Raw genomic sequence first — 17239 nt, 5'->3', positions numbered from 1 at the left:
GAGAAGGACTGCGTGGAAATTTACGAGAACGAACACGATCAGGTCGACGCGATTAAACGCTTCTTTGTTGAAAACGGCAAAGCGCTGGTTGTCGGGGTTATTTTAGGTGTCGGTGCGCTGGTGGGCTGGCGTTACTGGAACAGTCATCAGGCGGATTCCGCGCGCGGCGCGTCACTGTCTTATGAAACTACCGTTAGCGCAATTCGTGCCGATCAGCCGCAAACGCTGGCTGCGGCAGAAAAATTTGCGGCTGACAACAAAAACACCTACGGTGCACTGGCTGCGCTGGAAGTGGCTCAGCAGTACGTTGATAAGAACGAACTGGATAAAGCCGCCGCTCAGCTTTCTCAGAGCCTTGCTGCGGCCAGCGATGAGAACCTGAAAGCGGTGATCAATCTGCGCCTGGCACGTATTCAGGTTCAGCAGAAGAAAGTTGACGATGCACTGAAAACGCTCGATACCATCAAAGGCGAAGGTTTTGCTGCCATCGTTGCCGATCTGCGCGGTGAAGCACTGCTGAGCAAAGGTGACAAAGCGGGCGCGCGTAAAGCGTGGCAAGCTGGCGTAGAGAGCAATGCTTCACCTGCGCTGAGCGAAATGATGCAGATGAAAATAAATAATTTGTCCGTCTGAGAGGGACCCGATGCAATTGCGTAAATTACTTCTGCCAGGACTGCTTTCTGTTACGTTATTGAGTGGTTGTTCACTGTTCAGTGGCGAAGAAGACGTTGTGAAAATGTCCCCACTGCCGACGGTTGAAAACCAGTTTACCCCATCCACCGCGTGGGATGTCTCCGTGGGCAATGGGATTGGTGATTTCTATTCCAACCTTCATCCGGCGTATGCAGACAGCGTTGTCTATGCTGCTGACCGCAAAGGTACCGTGAAAGCGGTGAACGCCGATGACGGGAAAGAAGTCTGGTCCGTCAACCTGGCGGAAAAAGACGGCTGGTTCTCTCGTAAACCTGCACTCCTGTCTGGCGGTCTGACCGTTGCGGGTGGTCATGTCTACGTGGGCAGCGAAAAAGCGCAGGTTTATGCGCTGAACAGCAGCGACGGCTCCATTGCCTGGCAAACAACCGTGGCGGGTGAATCCCTGTCTCGTCCGGTGGTGAGCGACGGCCTGGTGCTGATTCATACCAGCAACGGCCAACTGCAGGCGCTGAACGAAGCGGACGGTCTGGTGAAATGGACCGTTAACCTGGATATGCCAGCGCTCTCCCTGCGCGGCGAATCCGCGCCTGCTACCGCATTTGGTGCTGCCATTGTGGGCGGTGACAACGGTCGCGTGAGCGCAGTGCTGATGCAGCAGGGCCAGATGATCTGGCAGCAGCGTATCTCTCAGGCCACTGGTTCAACGGAAATTGACCGTCTGAGCGACGTAGACACAACGCCGGTCATCGTTAACGGTGTGGTTTACGCGCTGGCCTATAACGGCAACCTGACCGCGATGGATCTGCGCAGCGGCCAGATCATGTGGAAACGTGAGCTGGGCTCTGTGAACGATTTCATCGTTGAGGGTAACCGCATCTATATGGTCGATCAGAACGACCGTCTGCTGGCGCTGAGCACCGAAGGCGGCGTGACGCTGTGGACGCAAAGCGACCTGCTGCACCGTCTGCTGACCGCGCCTGCGCTGTACAACGGTAGCCTGGTTGTGGGCGACAGCGAAGGGTATATGCACTGGATCGATCCGGATAACGGCCGCTTTGTTGCACAGCAGAAAGTCGACAGCTCTGGTTTCCTGACCGATCCGGTTGTGGCCGACGGCAAACTGCTGATTCAGGCAAAAGACGGCACGCTGTACGCGATCACGCGTTAATTACCCGGCGGTTGTAGTATACTAAACGGCTCCTGTTCACTCAGGAGCCGTTTTGACATTTTTAAAAACGCCGCGAAAGCGACGTTATTTTGAATTTTATGAGGCTTCAAACATGGTACCTGTGGTCGCGCTTGTCGGGCGCCCTAACGTTGGAAAATCCACTCTTTTTAACCGTTTAACACGCACCCGTGATGCGCTGGTTGCGGATTTCCCGGGGCTGACGCGTGACCGTAAGTACGGTCGTGCAGAGGTGGAAGGACGCGAGTTCATCTGTATTGATACCGGTGGTATTGACGGCACAGAAGACGGCGTTGAAACCCGCATGGCGGAACAGTCGCTGCTGGCGATTGAAGAAGCGGATGTGGTGCTGTTTATGGTGGATGCGCGCGCTGGCCTGATGCCGGCGGACTCCGCTATTGCCAAACACCTGCGTTCACGCGAAAAGCCGACCTTCCTGGTGGCGAACAAAACTGACGGTATTGATGCCGATCAGGCCGTCGCGGATTTCTGGTCTCTGGGCCTGGGTGAAATCTATCCGATTGCGGCATCGCATGGCCGCGGCGTGACCAGCCTTCTGGAAACCGTGCTTCTGCCGTGGGTTGACGAAGTGAACCCGCCGGAAGAGGTGGACGAAGACGCTGAATACTGGGCGCAGTTTGAAGACGGAGAAGAGGGCGAAGAAGAAGAGCCTGAAGACGACTTCAACCCGCAGGATCTGCCGATCAAGCTGGCAATCGTGGGCCGTCCAAACGTAGGTAAGTCTACGCTTACTAACCGTATTCTGGGTGAAGAGCGCGTGGTCGTTTACGACATGCCGGGCACCACCCGTGACAGTATCTACATTCCTATGCAGCGCGATGAGCGCGAGTATGTTCTCATCGACACCGCCGGGGTGCGTAAGCGCGGGAAAATCACCGATGTGGTGGAAAAATTCTCCGTTATCAAAACCCTGCAGGCGATCGAAGATGCCAACGTCGTGCTGCTGGTCATCGACGCGCGTGAAGGTATCTCCGATCAGGACCTCTCTCTGCTCGGCTTTATCCTCAATAGTGGGCGCTCACTGGTTATCGTGGTCAACAAATGGGATGGCCTGAGCAATGAAGTGCGCGAGCAGGTGAAAGAGACCCTCGACTTCCGTCTGGGCTTTATCGACTTTGCCCGCGTGCACTTTATCTCTGCGCTGCACGGCAGCGGCGTGGGTAACCTGTTCGAATCCGTACGTGAAGCGTATGACAGCTCCACCCGTCGTCAGAGCACCGCGATGCTGACGCGCATCATGAATATGGCTGCAGAAGACCATCAGCCGCCGCTGGTGCGCGGCCGTCGCGTGAAGCTGAAATATGCCCACGCCGGTGGTTATAACCCGCCAATCGTAGTAATTCACGGCAACCAGGTGAAAGACCTGCCGGATTCCTACAAGCGCTATCTGATGAACTACTTCCGTAAATCGCTGGACGTAATGGGCACGCCTATCCGTATCCAGTTTAAGGAAGGGGAAAACCCGTTTGCTAACAAGCGTAATACCCTGACGCCAAACCAGATGCGTAAGCGTAAGCGTTTGATTAAGCACATTAAGAAAAGCAAATAAGCTTTGCCTGCTTCACGAAGGCCCGCGTTTATCGCGGGCTTTTTTTTGCCCAAATCATACCGCCAGTTTTCTCTGTGTGATGTCAATCACTATTCACTTTTAACCAAGTTTAAATCTAAGAAAGTAGACAATCGTCGAATTTTCATCTTAAAGTCCAGGTGCCGGTACTAGACAAAACTAGCGCCTGGTTATCAAATGGTTAACTAACTTTTCGCCGCATGTAAAAAATCGGCCAGATACGTAACTGGCCGGCGTACCTGCTGGTGTTTACAAGCACGACGACATACCTTTCGGGAGAATTATGCAATCCACTGTTAATCAAAAAGAGAGCCGAACGTTCTTCGGCCATCCGTATCCGCTAGGTTCCCTGTTCTTCACCGAGATGTGGGAGCGCTTCTCGTTTTACGGCATTCGTCCGTTACTGATCCTGTTTATGGCCGCCACCGTCTATGACGGCGGGATGGGCCTGGCGCGTGAAAACGCCTCGGCGATTGTCGGTATCTTTGCCGGTACCATGTACCTGGCCGCGCTACCGGGCGGCTGGCTGGCGGATAACTGGCTCGGCCAGCAGAGAGCCGTCTGGTACGGTTCAATCCTGATTGCGCTCGGGCACCTGTCGATCGCGCTCTCAGCGGTGATGGGAAACAACCTGTTCTTTATCGGCCTGATGTTCATCGTGCTTGGCTCTGGGCTGTTTAAGACCTGTATCTCGGTGATGGTCGGCACCCTGTATAAAAAAGGCGACGCGCGTCGTGACGGCGGTTTCTCGCTGTTCTATATGGGTATCAACATGGGCTCGTTCATCGCGCCGTTGATTTCCGGCTGGCTGATCAAAACCCACGGCTGGCACTGGGGCTTTGGTATTGGCGGCATCGGGATGCTGGTTGCGCTGATTATCTTCCGCGTGTTTGCCGTTCCGGCGATGAAACGCTATGACGGCGAAGTCGGCCTCGACTCCACCTGGAACAGCCCGGTGGTGAAGCGCAACGGCGTGGGCGTTTGGCTGCTGGCGCTGGCGGCAGGTGTGGCAACGATCGTGACGCTGATTGCGCAGGGCGTGATTGTGATTAACCCGGTCGCGGTAGCCAGCGTGCTGGTGTACGTGATTGCGGCGTCCGTTGCCCTCTACTTCATTTATCTGTTTGTTTTTGCGGGGCTGAACCGTAAAGAGCGCGCCAGGCTGCTGGTCTGCTTTATTCTGCTGATCTCCGCGGCGTTCTTCTGGTCCGCGTTCGAGCAAAAGCCAACCTCGTTCAACCTGTTTGCCAACGACTACACTAACCGCATGATTGGTGATTTTGAAATCCCGGCGGTGTGGTTCCAGTCGATCAACGCCCTGTTCATCATCCTGCTGGCACCGGTGTTTAGCTGGGCATGGCCGAAGCTCGCGAGCAAAAACATTCGTCCGAGCAGCATCACCAAGTTTGTTATTGGTATTCTGTGCGCGGCGGCGGGCTTTGGCCTGATGATGCTGGCGGCTCAGAACGTGCTGAGCAGCGGTGGGGCGGGCGTGTCGCCGTTCTGGCTGGTGGGCAGCATCCTGATGCTGACGCTCGGCGAACTGTGCCTGAGTCCGATTGGCCTGGCGACCATGACGCTGCTTGCGCCGGAAAGAATGCGCGGCCAGATGATGGGGCTGTGGTTCTGCGCCAGCGCGCTGGGTAACCTGGCGGCGGGCCTGATTGGCGGTCACGTGAAGGCCGACCAGCTGGATATGCTGCCGGATCTCTTTGCTCGCTGCTCCGTCGCGCTGCTGATTTGTGCCGCGGTACTGATTGTTCTCATTGTTCCGGTGCGCCGCATGCTGGAAAATGCGCAGACTAAACCGGCAGCTAACGCCTCATAAACCTCGATCTTGCCGGGGCGGCGTTATGCCCCGGCAATTTACTCAACGAGGTAAGAACATGCTGTTAGGGTTTGTTGGTCTTGGCGCAGTCGTTGAAACAGCTTACCTGCCCGCAATACGAAAACGCTTTGATAATCTCCCTCACTGTCTGGGTTTTGATATCCAGCCCGTAAAACAGCCGGAGGGGGTAACGCGCTGTGCCACACTGGCTGAACTCCTCTCCCAGCCGCTTGATACCCTGTTTATTACCACGGCGTCGCTGCACCATCTTGAGGTGCTTGAACACGCTCTCGCCTCATCGGTTTCCCGCATCGTGGTTGAAAAACCGATTGTCGCCACGCTTCCCCAAACAGAAAAGCTCAACACGTTGCTGGTGGACCCCGACGTCGCCTCCCGCGTGCTGGCGCTCGATCACTGGATGGCGCGTATCGAAACGGTGAAGCGGTCGCTGGTTGGCAATATCGCTGACATCGTCAAAATCGACGGTTTTTTGCAGGAGCCGAGCGGATATAACGCTGCTGGGGAACCCATCGCGCTTAATTTTGCCACTGGCGAGCCGGACGCGCGTACGCTTCGCCACCCTGATGGCGTGATTCTGGATATCGGCACGCACGTGCTGGCGATGCTGCGCGAAACGGTGCGCTATCTGGGAGGAAATGATGAGATGACGCTGCGGGTCGTCACGGCTAAAGACCGCCTGGGTCGCGATATTGCAAAAGGCGACCTGACCACGGCGGAAGGCGAGGCGCATCTTCAGGGAAGCATCAGCGGCGTACCGGTGGATATCTGGCTTAACAAATACGCGGGACCCGCGGGCGGGCAAAAAGGCTTACGGCTCTGGTTGCGCGACGGGCGGACCATCAGCTACGACCGGCACGGTGCTGAAGATGTGTTGCTGCTGATAAATGGCGACACGCGTCAACGCTGGAACATTCCCGGCACGATCTACGAACACTGTCTTGCAGAGCATATCCTGGGCGCCAACAGCCTGTTTGAACGGGATCCGCACGAGGTGAGCCGCACGACGCGCCGCAGGATAGAGGAAGTGACGCTACTTCTAACGTTACAGCAGCAGCTGCGTGGCCCGCACTGAACGCAACGTGGTAAAATTATTGCAGACCTGTACGCTTTAAAGGAGTCACCATGACGATTACCTGCCCGGATTGCCAGGCACCGCTTGAGCCTCAGAACGGGGTGGCGCACTGCAAGAGCTGTAACAAGGATATTGCGTTTGAAGCCCGCTGCCCGGAGTGCCATCAGCCACTCCAGGTATTAAAAGCCTGCGGGGCGGTGGACTATTTCTGCCAGAACGGCCACGGTCTTATCTCTAAAAAACGCGTGGAGTTTGTTCGGGCCGAAGGTTAATCGCAGACGCAGCCTTCGCCTTTCTTCCACAGCTCGACCAGCGACTCGGGCGCTTCCTGCTCGGGCACCAGCACGATGATATCGGCGTAGTGCGCCTGATTTTGCCCGGTCCAGATAATCTGGATGCGGAAATAGCGCTGGTCGCCGCTGCCGGCTGAAGAGGCTTGCCCGGGCGGCTGGCCGCGTGGAAAAGCCTGCTCCAGGATGCTCACCAGGCGCTGGCGCTGGGCCTCATTGAGCGAGGAGAGTGCAATGGTGCGCTGTCCGCTCAGCTTGGGAATAAAAGCGACGCCGCCTTCCCGGGCCAGCTCAACCACGGCGTCATCCGTCAGTTCCGGAACCTGCATTTACAACACTCCCACCTGTTCCCAGGCTTGTTTAATGGCTGCACCAGCGTCGCTGCCGGAGCGTTTCTCTCCGTGCGCGATCGTCAGTTTTGCGAAGGCCTCAAAATCCGCATCCTGCGCCAGATTGCGATCGCAAACCGTGTCGTACCAGGCATAACCCGCTTTTTCCCAGGCGTAGCCGCCGATCGCCGTCGCGGCCAGATAAAATGCCCGGTTGGGGATGCCGGAGTTCAGATGCACGCCGCCGTTATCCTCGCGCGTTTTAATGAAATCTTTCATGTGCGCAGGCTGCGGGTCTTTTCCGAGCAGAGGATCGTCATAGGCGGTGCCGGGTTCAGACATCGAGCGCAGCCCTTTGCCGTTGATCCCTTTCGCCAGCAGCCCTTCACCAATGAGCCAGTCAGCTTTATCGGCGGTTTGCTTCAGATGGTACTGTTTAACCAGCGAGCCAAACACGTCAGACAGAGACTCGTTCAGCGCGCCCGACTGTTCAAAATAGATAAGCCCGGCTTCGGTCTCGGTCACGCCGTGGCTCAGCTCGTGCGCCACCACGTCGATGGCGATGGTAAAGCGGTTAAATATTTCTCCGTCGCCGTCGCCGAATACCATTTGCTGACCGTTCCAGAAGGCGTTCTGATATTCCCGACCGTAATGCACGGTGCCGGTCAAAATAAGCCCTTTATTATCGAGCGAATCTCGCTGATATTCTTTCCAGAAGAAATCATGGGTAACACCCAAATAATCGTAGGCTTCATCCACCGCCACATCGCCGTTCGAAGGCTGGCCTTCGTAACGCACCTGCGTACCCGGCAGCTCCTGGGTTTGCTTCGCGTCATAAATATCGCGCTCCAGCTGTCCGGCTTTATTCACGTGCGGCGCGGCGGGTTTGCCGGGCATGTGAGCCATCAGCGTCTGGACATGGGTTAAGGTCTGACGGGCACAGCGCTGCTGCGGCTCGGAACCGCTTTCGATAATACGACGAAGAATATAAGGGGGAATAACGCTATGAAGATGGGGCATGCTGCTCTCCTTATTAAAAAAGGGAATAGCAGCAGTATAGTAAGTAACCGGCGAAGAATTATCCGGTTTTACGCTGACGCGTCTTTTTCACTGGTTTAATTGATTTCACTTCGCTTTCTACCCAGCCGTCTGAAAGTCGCGTCGTCAGCACATCGCCGGTATTTACCTGTTTGGTCTGCTTCAGCACTTTGCCGTCCGTCGCCGTCGTCACGCTATAGCCGCGCGCCAGCGTGGAGAGGGGGCTGACTGCTTCAAGATGGGTCACCGCATTGCCAAAACGTTCGCGGGTGGTGCTCAGTCGGGCGCGGACAGTCTCCGCAAGACGATACTCCAGCTGTTGGATCCGCGTTTGTGCGCGATAAATTTTCGGCTGCGGGTTCTGCTGGTTCAGGCGCTGCGTAGCGCGCTGCTGGCGTGATACCGCGCGCTTAAGCTGCGCATCCACCGCAAAACTCATGCGCTGGCGCAGGCGCTCCAGCACGGTCTGCTGACGCGCCAGACGCAGCTGCGGGTGCTGCTGCTGAAGTCGATGATGAAGCTGGGTAAAGCGGCGGGTACGGTTGGCAAGGAAGTAGTCCATCGCCATCTCAAGACGCTGCTGTCCGTTCTGAATCTGACGCAGCAGCTCCAGCTGGTTGCGGCTGACCACTTCCGCCGCCGCCGATGGCGTAGGCGCGCGCAGATCTGCGACAAAATCGGCTATCGTTACGTCCGTTTCGTGGCCGACGGCGCTCACCACGGGGATAAGGCTTGCAAAGATTGCCCGCGCCACGCGCTCGTCGTTAAAGCTCCATAAATCTTCCAGCGAGCCGCCGCCGCGCCCGACGATGAGCACGTCGCACTCCTGACGGGCGTTTGCCAGCTCAATGGCGCGAACTATCTGCCCTGGCGCATCGTCACCCTGAACGGCGGTCGGGTAGATGATGACGGGCAGGGAAGGGTCGCGACGTTTCAGCACGTGCAAAATATCGTGCAGTGCCGCACCGGTTTTCGAGGTGATGACCCCAACGCAGTGGGCAGGAGAGGGCAGAGGTTTTTTGTACTGCTGGTCGAACAGCCCCTCGGCGGAGAGCCTGGCTTTTAACTGTTCATACTTCTGCTGCAGCAGGCCTTCGCCCGCAGGCTGCATGCTCTCGACGATAATCTGATAGTCGCCGCGCGGCTCATACAGGGTGATATTGGCGCGAACCAGAACCTGCTGGCCGTGCTGAGGGCGGAACGTCACGCGGCGGTTGCTGTTACGGAACATCGCGCAGCGCACCTGGGCGGTGTCGTCTTTTAAGGTAAAATACCAGTGACCGGAGGACGGCTGCGTGAAGTTTGAGATCTCACCGCTGATCCAGACCTGCCCCATTTCCTGCTCAAGCAGCAAACGCACCGTCTGATTAAGGCGGCTGACAGTATAAATTGAGGGGGATTGAGAGGATAACATGTGAGCGGGATCAAATTCTAAATCAGCAAGTTATTCAGTCGATAGTAACCTGCTGAGAGGTGAGCGCAAGCATTTTTTTTAAAAAAGTGTGGATGCAATCGGTTACGCTCTGTATAATGCCACGGCAATATTTAACCACCCAGGTCAGAGATATTGCCCATGCTACGTATCGCTAAAGAAGCACTGACGTTTGACGACGTCCTCCTCGTTCCCGCTCACTCCACCGTTCTGCCGAATACTGCCGATCTCAGCACGCAGTTGACGAAAACCATTCGCCTGAACATTCCTATGCTCTCTGCGGCAATGGACACCGTGACTGAAGCGCGCCTGGCTATCGCCCTGGCACAGGAAGGTGGCATTGGCTTTATTCACAAAAACATGTCTATCGAACGTCAGGCGGAAGAAGTTCGCCTGGTGAAGAAACATGAATCCGGCATCGTGTCTGACCCACAGACCGTTCTGCCAACCACCACGCTGCACGAAGTGAAGGCCCTGACCGAACGTAACGGCTTCGCCGGTTACCCGGTTGTGACCGAAGAGAACGAACTGGTTGGTATCATCACCGGTCGTGACGTGCGTTTCGTGACTGACCTGAACCAGCCTGTCAGCGTGTACATGACGCCAAAAGAGCGTCTGGTTACCGTTCGTGAAGGTGAAACCCGCGACGTGGTGCTGGCAAAAATGCACGAAAAACGCGTTGAAAAAGCGCTGGTTGTCGACAGCAGCTTCCACCTGCGCGGCATGATCACCGTTAAAGATTTCCAGAAAGCAGAACGTAAGCCTAACGCCTGTAAAGACGAGCATGGCCGTCTGCGCGTTGGCGCTGCGGTTGGCGCAGGTGCCGGTAACGAAGAGCGCGTTGACGCGCTGGTTGCTGCGGGCGTTGACGTCCTGCTGATTGACTCCTCTCACGGCCACTCCGAAGGCGTTCTGCAACGTATTCGTGATACCCGTGCTAAATACCCTGACCTGCAGATCATCGGCGGGAACGTGGCCACTGGCGCAGGCGCTCGCGCGCTGGCGGACGCTGGCTGCAGCGCGGTGAAAGTGGGTATCGGTCCTGGCTCTATCTGTACCACGCGTATCGTAACCGGCGTGGGCGTTCCACAGATCACCGCCGTGTCTGACGCGGTTGAAGCGCTGGAAGGCACCGGTATTCCGGTTATCGCCGACGGCGGTATCCGCTTCTCTGGCGACATCGCTAAAGCCATCGCCGCGGGCGCAGCTGCCGTGATGGTAGGCTCCATGCTGGCCGGTACTGAAGAATCCCCGGGTGAAATCGAACTCTACCAGGGCCGTTCTTACAAATCGTACCGCGGTATGGGCTCCCTGGGCGCGATGTCCAAAGGTTCCTCTGACCGTTACTTCCAGACCGATAACGCCGCTGACAAACTGGTACCGGAAGGTATCGAAGGTCGCGTTGCCTATAAAGGCCGTCTGAAGGAGATCATTCACCAGCAGATGGGCGGCCTGCGCTCCTGTATGGGTCTGACCGGCTGTGGTACCATTGACCTGCTGCGTACTAAAGCGGAATTCGTACGCATCAGCGGTGCGGGTATCCAGGAGAGCCACGTTCACGACGTGACGATCACCAAAGAGTCCCCGAACTACCGTCTGGGCTCCTGATAAGTTTCCGCGCCCGGCTTCTGCCGGGCGCTCTGTTTTTGTTTCACTTGCCTCGGAATTAGCGTCAATGACGGAAAACATTCATAAACATCGCATTCTCATCCTGGACTTCGGTTCTCAGTACACTCAGTTGGTGGCGCGTCGCGTACGTGAACTGGGCGTTTACTGTGAGCTGTGGGCGTGGGATGTCACGGAAGCACAGATTCGCGAATTCAATCCAAGCGGCATCATCCTGTCCGGCGGCCCGGAAAGCACCACCGAAGAGAACAGCCCTCGTGCGCCGCAGTACGTGTTCGAAGCTGGCGTGCCGGTATTCGGCGTCTGCTACGGTATGCAGACCATGGCAATGCAGCTGGGCGGCCACGTAGAAGGCTCCAACGAGCGCGAGTTTGGCTACGCACAGGTAGAAGTCGTCACCGACAGCGCGCTGGTGCGCGGTATCGAAGACTCCCTGACCGCAGACGGCAAACCGCTGCTGGACGTGTGGATGAGCCACGGTGACAAAGTTACCGCCATCCCGTCTGACTTCGTGACCGTTGCCAGCACCGAAAGCTGCCCGTTCGCCATCATGGCGAACGAAGAAAAACGCTTCTACGGCGTGCAATTCCACCCGGAAGTGACCCACACCCGTCAGGGTATGCGCATGCTGGAGCGCTTCGTGCGTGACATCTGCCAGTGTGAAGCCCTGTGGACCCCGGCAAAAATCATCGACGATGCCGTTGAGCGTATTCGCCAGCAGGTTGGCAATGACAAAGTGATCCTCGGGCTTTCCGGCGGCGTGGACTCCTCCGTAACCGCGATGCTGCTGCACCGCGCCATCGGCAAAAACCTGACCTGCGTGTTCGTGGACAACGGTCTGCTGCGTCTGAACGAAGCCCAGCAGGTTATGGACATGTTCGGCGACCACTTCGGTCTGAACATCGTTCACGTGGAAGGCGAAAAACGCTTCCTGGACGCGCTGAAAGGCGAGAACGATCCGGAAGCCAAACGTAAGATCATCGGCCGCGTGTTCGTGGAAGTGTTCGACGAAGAAGCGCTGAAGCTGGAAGACGTGAAGTGGCTGGCGCAGGGCACCATCTACCCTGACGTGATCGAGTCTGCGGCTTCCGCAACCGGTAAAGCACACGTCATCAAATCTCACCACAACGTGGGCGGCCTGCCGAAAGAGATGAAGATGGGTCTGGTAGAACCGCTGCGCGAACTGTTCAAAGACGAAGTGCGTAAGATCGGTCTTGAACTGGGTCTGCCGTACGACATGCTCTACCGTCACCCGTTCCCGGGGCCGGGTCTGGGCGTGCGCGTGCTGGGCGAAGTGAAGAAAGAGTACTGCGACCTGCTGCGTCGTGCGGACGCTATCTTCATTGAAGAGCTGCACAAAGCTGACCTGTACAACAAAGTGAGCCAGGCGTTCACCGTGTTCCTGCCGGTTCGCTCCGTCGGCGTCATGGGCGATGGCCGTAAGTACGACTGGGTTGTCTCCCTGCGTGCGGTGGAAACCATCGACTTCATGACCGCGCACTGGGCGCATCTGCCGTATGACTTCCTGGGCCGTGTGTCTAACCGCATCATCAACGAAGTGAACGGTATTTCCCGCGTGGTGTATGACATCAGCGGTAAGCCACCGGCTACGATTGAGTGGGAGTAATCCCGCGTCCGGTACAGACCGACACTAAAAAGCAGTAAAACACCTCCAAGCCCGCGTAACTGCGGGCTTTTTGTTTTTGTTGACTCGTCCTGAATAGCGTTGCCATATTTCATTCATGCACAGAGGAAAATGTATGGAATGACGTGTCAGGTCCTCTCTTGTACCAGGAGATAAGACGTTATCATTCTCGTCGCCTCTCTCTTCACGACAGGCGACATGAGTTCGTTCCGGCGAGAGGCGGAATGAACGATACCCTCCAACGCATCCGCAAGGATGCGGGCCATGATTAAGTGGTCCGAACTCATGTCGTCTGACGGGGCTGCAGCGCGGATGAGGGCTTCGTATCGACCATGATACTCACGCTCAAAAGCGTCATAGAATTCCCTCGGAGCGAGCGGCACCTCATTGATCAGGATGCGATGCAGATTTTGGTTAGTTGCGTGAAGCGCTATAACGCCATCAATCAACCGGCCAATATGGTATTCGAGCGGAACCACTTCCCTCTGCTTCTCGATATCGGGGAGCACTTGCAGGATTTCATCGAGATGGCGTTTCCGAATAGCCTCTGCAATCGCCAGATTGTTTGGGAAATACTGATACAGTGATCCGATGCTGACGCCAGCAGTGCGCGCCACCTCGTTAGTCGTGAAGTTCGCCCAGCCTCTTTGTGCCAAAACGCGAGCACCAGCCTCGACGATGCTCTCTACGGTGCTCTGGGAACGCTGCTGTTTAGGGGCTTTCCGCATCGTATGGCGCCCTGGGGGAATGCGAGTAGCCATATGAGACCTCGGTTAGTAATATGAGTGTATGCTCACATTTTGTGATTTTATCATAAAAGAGCTCAATTAATCTCATGGAGCGCCCGTCATGCCTGTTGGTTCATTACACAACCGCGAAGTCAAACTCATCCGCCATGTACGAGGAGAAATTAACCCTGAGGATTTCGCCATCATGGAAACAGCCATTCCTGTACCTGGACCGTATGAAGTCGTCGTCCGCAATCGTTGGTTCCGCGTCTCCATCTCGACGCGGTTGATGGCGCAGGAGGATGCAAAGGCCGCTGAGGGAATTCCGTTCCCACCTCTCAACCCCGGAGACACTCTGGCGGACGGCGCGATTGGGGAGGTGATCCAGACCGGATCGGCCTGCTGTTTTCCTGTCGGTAGTCTTGTTATGCATCCGTTCGGTTGGCGGGAATATGCCGTGGTCCGCGAACACGACTGCAAGCTTATCGATTGCAGCGAACCTGACCCTGTTGCTTATCTCGGTCATGGCTGGACAGCTTATGCCGCGCTGACCCGAGGCGTTCAGATGAAGGAAGGTGACACCGTGTTCGTTTCAAGCGGAGCGGGGGCCATAGGCTCGATGGCGGGACAGATTGCCCGACTCCTCGGCGCGTCGCGCGTGGTCGGTAGCACGAGCAGTTTCAACAAGGCCCGCTGGATGCAAGACGAACTGGGTTATGACGCTGTCGTCACCCGCGACGGTGGCCCGATGATTGAGCAACTGGCGAAAGCCGCACCCGAAGGCATCGATGTCATTGTAGACATGGTGGGCGGTGAACAGCTCGCGGCGGCCGTCATGATGGCAAGGGAAGGTGCCCGTGGCGTTCTGCTCGGCGCGCTCACCGCAGAGCTGAATGCAGAAAAGGCCTCTTTGCAGGCTCCGGTTATATTGGACACCTTTCATATCATCTTCAAAGGTATGACATTACGGGGCTTCAGCGCGGATCATTCGCCCGATGCGTTTGAGTTCTGGTTGCGTGATCTGAAGACATGGAAGCGTGACGGGCGTATTCATCTTCCGTCCGTGACCTTCAAAGGTATTGAAAACGCGACGTTTGCTTTGCAGGAAGCGTGTGCCGGTCGTCTCAAAGGCGTGGTCCTGGTCGAGCTATAAGATGGTAGTCGTCACATAGCATGGTCGCTTGGATGACTTACCGCCATTTCGAAACGTTATCGGTTAAATAGTCGTGTGATGGCGCAATGGCGTCTACGGAAAGTTCACGTCACACCGGCTGCAAACCACATCTCGCTCATATCGGAGTTAATATGACTAATACATATCATCGCGTGGGGAACGGACCCCACCCCGTCCTCGTTCTTCACGGCTGGTTCGGTGACGCACACTCGTTCGAACCGATTGAACCCTGGCTGAATGGTCACGCGTTTAGTTACGTGTTTATGGATTATCGCGGCTACGGGGGCATGCAGGAGACGCGCGGCGCATATACGATCGATGAGATCGCCTCCGATGCGCTGGCGCTTGCTGACGCTCTCGGATTTCACACCTTCAGCCTGATTGGTCATTCAATGGGGGGCATGGCGATCGAGCGGATTGCAACGCGCGCGCCTGATCGAGTACGGGCTCTCGCTGCTGTTGCGCCAGTTCCTTGTGGCGGTATTTCGTACGATGCAACGACGCGCCGTCTGCTCGAAGGTGCTGCTGAGCACCCGGAAAATCGACGAGCCATCATCAACCGCAGTACCGGTGGACGGTTGCCCTCATCGTGGGTCGAATGGAAAGCAACGTATTCGGCATTGTATTCCTCTCAGGAAGCGTTTGCTGCATATTTCCATGCGTGGGCCGATACCGATTTCAGCGACGAGATTGTCGGATTGCATCCGGTAAAGGTGCTCGTGGGTGAGCACGATCCAACATTCAATGCCGAGTTGATGGCCAAAACCTACCTTCGACGCTATCCCCATGCAACAGTTGAGATCCTGGAGAACGCCGGCCACTATCCGATGAATGAGACACCGCTCGCGCTTGTTAGGGCTATCGAACCTTTCCTTGCCGAAACAGCCACTGTCGGAAATATCCCCTCGTCTGCCCGGTGACGATGGTAGTTCATAGCACATCATATCTATTCAAAATCAACTCTAACCCTCTGTATATACAGAGGGTTTTTTATGCCCATTCATATCGTTCGCTTTACACCTCATTTTTGGACGGTACGGATGAGCATTTTGAAAGAATAGTTATTTAATCCTGAGAGCTGCGGTCAGCATTCAAGTTGTCAGAAAGGGAATTTGAACGTCACCATGGAAGAGGGACATCTTCACTGTTCGCGTTTTCACCATAATACAGCGATGGCAAAAAGCGGGAAAGGAAAGTGAACTCTGTATAGCAATGCCGCATTAGCGCCAGTCCCATGGCTTCACTCGGTGCATTATCCGCATGTTCTTCATCCAGCCCAAGGACAAACCGGCTGCGAAGCACACAACCAAAAGGTGTATCTCTTGCGACATGCAACATTTGTCCGCTCATTGGATCACCATTCTTATCCAGCTTCACCAGATCGCCAAAACCGATCCGGGCTGCAATGATGGCTGACACCTGGTTGCTGGCGAAGGCTTCCTCCACTGTTTTGGGGGTAAAGATATGGCGGGGATTATGGAATTTGAGCTTAGCGGCGACAGGAGGGATTTCCGCCAGGGATTCTACGGCAGAGATGCTGGCGCCATAGTAGCTTCTGCCCTTCTTCCAGTTTGAATCCCATCCCAAATGTTCAACGTGATCTACTGGGTGCCACCATTTGATGTGTTGTGTTGTTTCGAAAAATGTGAACCACCAATCGACCATCTTCCCCTTACAGCCATGGAGATCTGTACGTACTGCTACTAGCAGATTGCCGTTTTCCAGATGTTTCACTCCCATCTCCAGTGCCATGGGAGCGGGATCAAGAAGAGGTGTGTGGTCGAGCCACGGCTTGGCAAATTGAGACATCATTCGGTTCCTTTTGTGAGTAAAGAAGGAAATACAATATAGGAAACGATGAGCGTTTCCTATATAATGTGCTTGATATTTACAACATCGGCGAAAATACCCATGACCCAAACAACAAAAAGACAACGAGGACGACCGCCCCGGGCAGAAGAAGAAACGAGACGAGGGCTTTTGCTAAGTGCAATGAACGTGTTGCTGGAAAGCGGCTATGAAGGTGCAACGATGGAGGCGATAGCTAAACGTGCTGGCGTCGCCAAGAAAACGGCGTACCGCTATGCAGCGAATCGAGAAGAACTGATTGGCCTGGCGGTTCGCCAGTGGACAGATGAATATGCGCCGTCCATGCAGACAGATCCGAAGGACGCTGGCGACGTTGTGCAAGCACTTAGAGCGATCCTGGAAAGTATCTGTACACATGTTTTGTCAGAAACTGCGGTTGCTTTCTTCCGTCTGCTGACAACAGAGTTCCCCGGTAAACGAGAGCTCCTCGAGAGGTATGAACACAACGGTATTGAACGGGGGCGAGTGATGCTATCGGGTTGGCTTGAAAAGCAGTCCCGTAAGGGACTTTTGCATGCCCCGGAGCCAGCTTTGCTGGCCAATGCCATTTTGGCAGTGGCTGTAGCCGAGCCCCTACGCCAGATAGCGATCGGTGTGAGGTGCCCGCAGCCAGAAGGATCCGTCGCCTCTCACCTTGACGATTGCATGAAGGTGTTTTCGCTTCTCGTTGTTGAACCGAGTCGTCCGGCGCTGCAATCGGGTTTGCCCGGAGCCTGAGCAGGTAAATCTTTCTGCGTCCGCCGCGTGGACTGCGCCGAT

General features: G+C 55.9%; 16 protein-coding genes. 11 read left to right on the top strand and 5 right to left on the bottom strand.

Features of this window, described 5'->3' with window-relative positions; all coding sequences use genetic code 11:
* Positions 1-12 precede the first annotated feature (12 nt).
* From V1566_RS19875 to V1566_RS19850, 6 genes are all read left to right on the top strand, one after another.
* Positions 13-633, top strand: coding sequence for a YfgM family protein (locus V1566_RS19875; protein ID WP_219323401.1), 621 nt, complete (start codon positions 13-15; stop codon positions 631-633).
* Positions 634-643: 10 nt separating this feature from the next.
* A complete protein-coding gene (gene bamB / locus V1566_RS19870) occupies positions 644-1822 on the top strand; it encodes an outer membrane protein assembly factor BamB (protein WP_032659420.1) in 1179 nt (392 codons plus the stop codon).
* Positions 1823-1934: 112 nt separating this feature from the next.
* Positions 1935-3410 (top strand): ribosome biogenesis GTPase Der, encoded by a 1476-nt coding sequence (gene der, locus V1566_RS19865; RefSeq protein WP_045399786.1) that lies wholly within the window; start codon positions 1935-1937, stop codon positions 3408-3410.
* A 301-nt stretch (positions 3411-3711) separates the two neighbouring features.
* The gene (locus V1566_RS19860) at positions 3712-5256 is read left to right on the top strand and encodes a peptide MFS transporter (RefSeq protein WP_032659418.1); all 1545 of its coding nucleotides are present in this window, start codon (positions 3712-3714) and stop codon (positions 5254-5256) included.
* A gap of 58 nt (positions 5257-5314) precedes the next feature.
* A complete protein-coding gene (locus V1566_RS19855) occupies positions 5315-6349 on the top strand; it encodes a Gfo/Idh/MocA family oxidoreductase (protein ID WP_395304420.1) in 1035 nt (344 codons plus the stop codon).
* A 50-nt stretch (positions 6350-6399) separates the two neighbouring features.
* Positions 6400-6621 (top strand): zinc ribbon domain-containing protein, encoded by a 222-nt coding sequence (locus tag V1566_RS19850; protein WP_395304419.1) that lies wholly within the window; start codon positions 6400-6402, stop codon positions 6619-6621.
* Here the strand turns inward: V1566_RS19850 and V1566_RS19845 are convergent.
* Genes V1566_RS19845 through xseA form a run of 3 tightly spaced genes read right to left on the bottom strand, consistent with a single transcriptional unit; the run spans position 6618 to position 9420 of the window.
* Entirely contained in the window at positions 6618-6968 is a 351-nt protein-coding gene (locus tag V1566_RS19845; RefSeq protein WP_395304418.1) for a protealysin inhibitor emfourin, read from the bottom strand. The two genes, V1566_RS19850 and V1566_RS19845, sit on opposite strands and share 4 nt — an antisense overlap.
* The gene (locus V1566_RS19840) at positions 6969-7988 is read right to left on the bottom strand and encodes a M4 family metallopeptidase (protein ID WP_259386993.1); all 1020 of its coding nucleotides are present in this window, start codon (positions 7986-7988) and stop codon (positions 6969-6971) included.
* Positions 7989-8046: 58 nt separating this feature from the next.
* A complete protein-coding gene (gene xseA, locus V1566_RS19835) occupies positions 8047-9420 on the bottom strand; it encodes an exodeoxyribonuclease VII large subunit (RefSeq protein ID WP_395304417.1) in 1374 nt (457 codons plus the stop codon).
* A 159-nt stretch (positions 9421-9579) separates the two neighbouring features.
* On the opposite strand from xseA, the gene guaB reads away from it, so the two are divergent.
* Positions 9580-11046 carry an IMP dehydrogenase gene (gene guaB, locus V1566_RS19830; RefSeq protein WP_029741666.1) on the top strand — a complete coding sequence of 489 codons (1467 nt, stop codon included), beginning with the start codon at positions 9580-9582 and terminating at the stop codon, positions 11044-11046.
* Positions 11047-11113: 67 nt separating this feature from the next.
* Entirely contained in the window at positions 11114-12691 is a 1578-nt protein-coding gene (gene guaA, locus V1566_RS19825) for a glutamine-hydrolyzing GMP synthase (RefSeq protein WP_148242436.1), read from the top strand.
* 146 nt (positions 12692-12837) lie between these two features.
* On the opposite strand, the gene V1566_RS19820 is transcribed toward guaA, so the two are convergent.
* The gene (locus V1566_RS19820) at positions 12838-13470 is read right to left on the bottom strand and encodes a TetR/AcrR family transcriptional regulator (RefSeq protein WP_395304416.1); all 633 of its coding nucleotides are present in this window, start codon (positions 13468-13470) and stop codon (positions 12838-12840) included.
* 88 nt (positions 13471-13558) lie between these two features.
* On the opposite strand from V1566_RS19820, the gene V1566_RS19815 reads away from it, so the two are divergent.
* Both V1566_RS19815 and V1566_RS19810 read left to right on the top strand, forming a co-directional pair.
* Positions 13559-14590 (top strand): MDR family NADP-dependent oxidoreductase, encoded by a 1032-nt coding sequence (locus tag V1566_RS19815; protein ID WP_395304415.1) that lies wholly within the window; start codon positions 13559-13561, stop codon positions 14588-14590.
* Between the two features lie 152 nt (positions 14591-14742).
* Positions 14743-15531 carry an alpha/beta fold hydrolase gene (locus V1566_RS19810; RefSeq protein WP_395304414.1) on the top strand — a complete coding sequence of 263 codons (789 nt, stop codon included), beginning with the start codon at positions 14743-14745 and terminating at the stop codon, positions 15529-15531.
* Positions 15532-15730: 199 nt separating this feature from the next.
* On the opposite strand, the gene V1566_RS19805 is transcribed toward V1566_RS19810, so the two are convergent.
* Positions 15731-16423 (bottom strand): DAPG hydrolase family protein, encoded by a 693-nt coding sequence (locus V1566_RS19805; RefSeq protein WP_395304413.1) that lies wholly within the window; start codon positions 16421-16423, stop codon positions 15731-15733.
* 99 nt (positions 16424-16522) lie between these two features.
* Between V1566_RS19805 and V1566_RS19800 the strand changes: the two genes are divergently transcribed.
* On the top strand, positions 16523-17197 hold the full coding sequence (locus V1566_RS19800; RefSeq protein WP_395304412.1) for a TetR/AcrR family transcriptional regulator: 675 nt from the start codon (positions 16523-16525) through the stop codon (positions 17195-17197).
* Positions 17198-17239: the final 42 nt, after the last annotated feature.

This window comes from Enterobacter sp. ECC-019 (genome assembly GCF_043974075.1).
In the GTDB taxonomy this organism is placed as follows: domain Bacteria; phylum Pseudomonadota; class Gammaproteobacteria; order Enterobacterales; family Enterobacteriaceae; genus Enterobacter; species Enterobacter asburiae_D.
This window is presented reverse-complemented; position numbering and strand designations above follow the sequence as displayed.

Coding starts and splice junctions, on each gene's coding strand:
- bamB (WP_032659420.1), top strand. CDS start 644: ATGCAATTGCGTAAATTACTTCTGCCAGGACTGCTTTCTGTTACGTTA.
- guaA (WP_148242436.1), top strand. CDS start 11,114: ATGACGGAAAACATTCATAAACATCGCATTCTCATCCTGGACTTCGGT.
- V1566_RS19820 (WP_395304416.1), bottom strand. CDS start 13,470: ATGGCTACTCGCATTCCCCCAGGGCGCCATACGATGCGGAAAGCCCCT.
- V1566_RS19860 (WP_032659418.1), top strand. CDS start 3,712: ATGCAATCCACTGTTAATCAAAAAGAGAGCCGAACGTTCTTCGGCCAT.
- der (WP_045399786.1), top strand. CDS start 1,935: ATGGTACCTGTGGTCGCGCTTGTCGGGCGCCCTAACGTTGGAAAATCC.
- V1566_RS19855 (WP_395304420.1), top strand. CDS start 5,315: ATGCTGTTAGGGTTTGTTGGTCTTGGCGCAGTCGTTGAAACAGCTTAC.
- V1566_RS19810 (WP_395304414.1), top strand. CDS start 14,743: ATGACTAATACATATCATCGCGTGGGGAACGGACCCCACCCCGTCCTC.
- V1566_RS19840 (WP_259386993.1), bottom strand. CDS start 7,988: ATGCCCCATCTTCATAGCGTTATTCCCCCTTATATTCTTCGTCGTATT.
- xseA (WP_395304417.1), bottom strand. CDS start 9,420: ATGTTATCCTCTCAATCCCCCTCAATTTATACTGTCAGCCGCCTTAAT.
- guaB (WP_029741666.1), top strand. CDS start 9,580: ATGCTACGTATCGCTAAAGAAGCACTGACGTTTGACGACGTCCTCCTC.
- V1566_RS19800 (WP_395304412.1), top strand. CDS start 16,523: ATGACCCAAACAACAAAAAGACAACGAGGACGACCGCCCCGGGCAGAA.
- V1566_RS19805 (WP_395304413.1), bottom strand. CDS start 16,423: ATGATGTCTCAATTTGCCAAGCCGTGGCTCGACCACACACCTCTTCTT.
- V1566_RS19850 (WP_395304419.1), top strand. CDS start 6,400: ATGACGATTACCTGCCCGGATTGCCAGGCACCGCTTGAGCCTCAGAAC.
- V1566_RS19815 (WP_395304415.1), top strand. CDS start 13,559: ATGCCTGTTGGTTCATTACACAACCGCGAAGTCAAACTCATCCGCCAT.
- V1566_RS19845 (WP_395304418.1), bottom strand. CDS start 6,968: ATGCAGGTTCCGGAACTGACGGATGACGCCGTGGTTGAGCTGGCCCGG.